Here is a 2,413-nt window from a genome sequence, read left to right as displayed (position 1 = left end):
CGGATATCGTGGCGGATGCCCGCCTGCAGGTTCCAATAGGGATCGAGCGCGCGGCTGTAGAGCGCCTGCACCTCAGCCGTGGCGAGCGCGCCGCCGGCCTCCCCCTCCCCCTCGGTCTTGATCGTCAGCCGGTCGATATCGCCGCCGATCCATGCCTCGCCATCCCAGCGATAGCCGTCCCGGCCGCGGCGCGCCTGATATTCGGCCAGGTTCACGATCACCTGCGCGAAGGTCATCCCGCCATGTTCGCGGCGCATCGCCTGGTCGGCCTCCCGCATCGCCGCGGCGCCATAGACGCGCTCGGCCAGCAGCCCCGGTTGCGCGGGCGGCGCGGCGGCATCGCCGGGCGGCAGGTCGGTTCCCGCCGCCGGTGCATCACCGCCCTGCGGAGCGCGCCCCATCGCCATGCCGGGCATCGCGGACATGTCATGCCCATGGTGCGGGTCGGCGGCAGGGGCGATTTCCGGCATCGCGGACATATCGTGCCCCGCATGCGGATCGGGCGCAGCGGCCGGGCGGGTCGGCAACGCGCGGCGGGGCTGCGGCGCCGGCCGGCGCGGCTTCGCCTTCGCTGCCGGTTTCCCCTTCGGTGCCGGCATCGTCATGCCGGGCATGGTCATCCCCCGCATCATGCGATGGTCCATCGTCTGCGCGCCGGCTGGAAGCGCCAGCACCAGCGCGAGGGGAACGACCCCGATCGCCCGGCGCGCCATCACGCCCCCGCCTCCACCGGCGCGCGAACCTGCACCACCTGCATCATCCCCGCGTGCATGTGGTACAGCATGTGGCAGTGGAACGCCCAGTCACCTTCGTTGGCGGTCACGTCCCAGCTCACCGTGCCGCCCGGCTGGACGATCACCGTATGCTTGCGCGGCGCATAAGCGCCATGCCCGGTGACCAGTTCGAAGAAATGACCGTGCAGGTGGATCGGGTGCCCCATCATTGTGTCGTTGACCAATGTCACGCGCACCCGCTCGCCCGCCAGGAAGGGGATCGGCGCCGTCACTTCCGACAGCTTGCGGCCGTCGAACGACCACATGTAGCGTTCCATGTTGCCGGTCAGGTGGATTTCCAGCGACCGCGACGGCGCACGCACGTCGGGGTTGCGCTCCAGCGCGATCAGGTCGCGATAAGTGAGGACGCGGTGCCCCGCATCCTCCAGGCCCTGTCCCGGATCGCCGGTACGGTCGACCGGCATGGGGGAGATGGTCTGTACCCCCGGCCCCTTGCGCACCCCCGGGGCGTTCGCGAAATCGCGCATGTCATGCTTCATCGCGCCCGCCGCCGGGGGCGCGCGATGATCCATGCCCGACATCGCGCCATGGTCCATCCCCGCCATCGCGCCGTGCGCCGACATGTCCATTCCCATGTCGCGCATCGTCGCCACCGGTCGCCGCCTCAGCGCCGGCACCGGGGCCACCATCCCCACGCGCGGCGCCAGCGTGGCACGCGCCATGCCCGACCGGTCGACGCTTTCCCCCACCAGCGTATAGGCGCGATCCGCGTCGGGGGTGACGATCAGGTCGTAGGTTTCGGCGACGCCGATCTGCAGCTCGTCGACGTCCACCGGGCGCACGTTCATCCCGTCCGCCTGCACCACCGTCAGCGCAAGGCCCGGGATCCGCACGTTGAAGGTCGTCATCGCCGATGCGTTGATGACGCGCAGCCGCACCCGCTCGCCGGCGCGAAACAGCCCGGTCCAATTGTCGCGCGGGCCATGGCCATTGACCAGATAGGTGTAGGTGGAACCGGTCACGTCCGCGATGTCGGTCGGGTCCATCCGCATCGCGCCCCACGCCAGCCGGTCCGCCAGCTTCTGGTCGCGGCCCGCCAGCAAACCGGCCAGCGTCTGCTGCTGGCGGTTGAAGTAACCGGCCTGCTGCTTCAGCTTCGCGAACAGGCGGTGCGGGTGAAGCGGCGTGTGATCGGACAGCATGACGACATGCTCGCGATCGGCGCGCACCGGATCGTCGCCCTTGGGGTCGATGATGAGCGGCCCATACAGGCCCGATTGCTCCTGAAGCCCGGAATGGCTGTGATACCAATAGGTGCCGGCCTGAACGACCGGGAATTCGTAGGTGAAGGTGCGCCGCTTCGCGATCCCAGGGAAGGAGACGCCCGGCACGCCATCCATGTGCGAGGGCACCAGCAGCCCGTGCCAGTGCAGCGACGTCTCCTCGTCGAGCGCGTTTTCGACATGCAGCCGCACCGTCTGCCCTTCGCGCAGGCGGATCAGCGGCGCGGGGGCGCTGCCGTTGATGCCGATCGCATGGCCGGTGCGGCCGTCTACGGTCATCATCTGATGCGCGATACGCAGCCGGATATCCTCGCCCGATACCATCGGTAACGTGGCGATGGTACCGACCCCCTCCGACACGCTCTGCGCCCAGCCCGGCCACCCTGCCAGCAGTGC

General features: G+C 69.6%; 2 protein-coding genes. Both read right to left on the bottom strand.

Going from position 1 to position 2,413, the window contains the following annotated elements:
* Positions 1–713: copper resistance protein B (locus AX685_RS01040; RefSeq protein ID WP_231738486.1), on the bottom strand; the 713-nt coding region annotated here is incomplete at its 3' end.
* The coding region (locus tag AX685_RS01035) for a copper resistance system multicopper oxidase (RefSeq protein WP_066484460.1) at positions 713–2,413 on the bottom strand (1,701 nt) is incomplete at its 5' end. The genes AX685_RS01035 and AX685_RS01040, both read right to left, overlap by 1 nt.

The organism is Sphingomonas sp. CCH9-F2 (genome assembly GCF_001556735.1).
Taxonomy (GTDB): Bacteria; Pseudomonadota; Alphaproteobacteria; order Sphingomonadales; family Sphingomonadaceae; genus Sphingomonas; species Sphingomonas ginsenosidimutans.
Note: the sequence above shows the minus strand (reverse complement) of the source record. Positions and strands in the feature narration are given on the sequence as shown.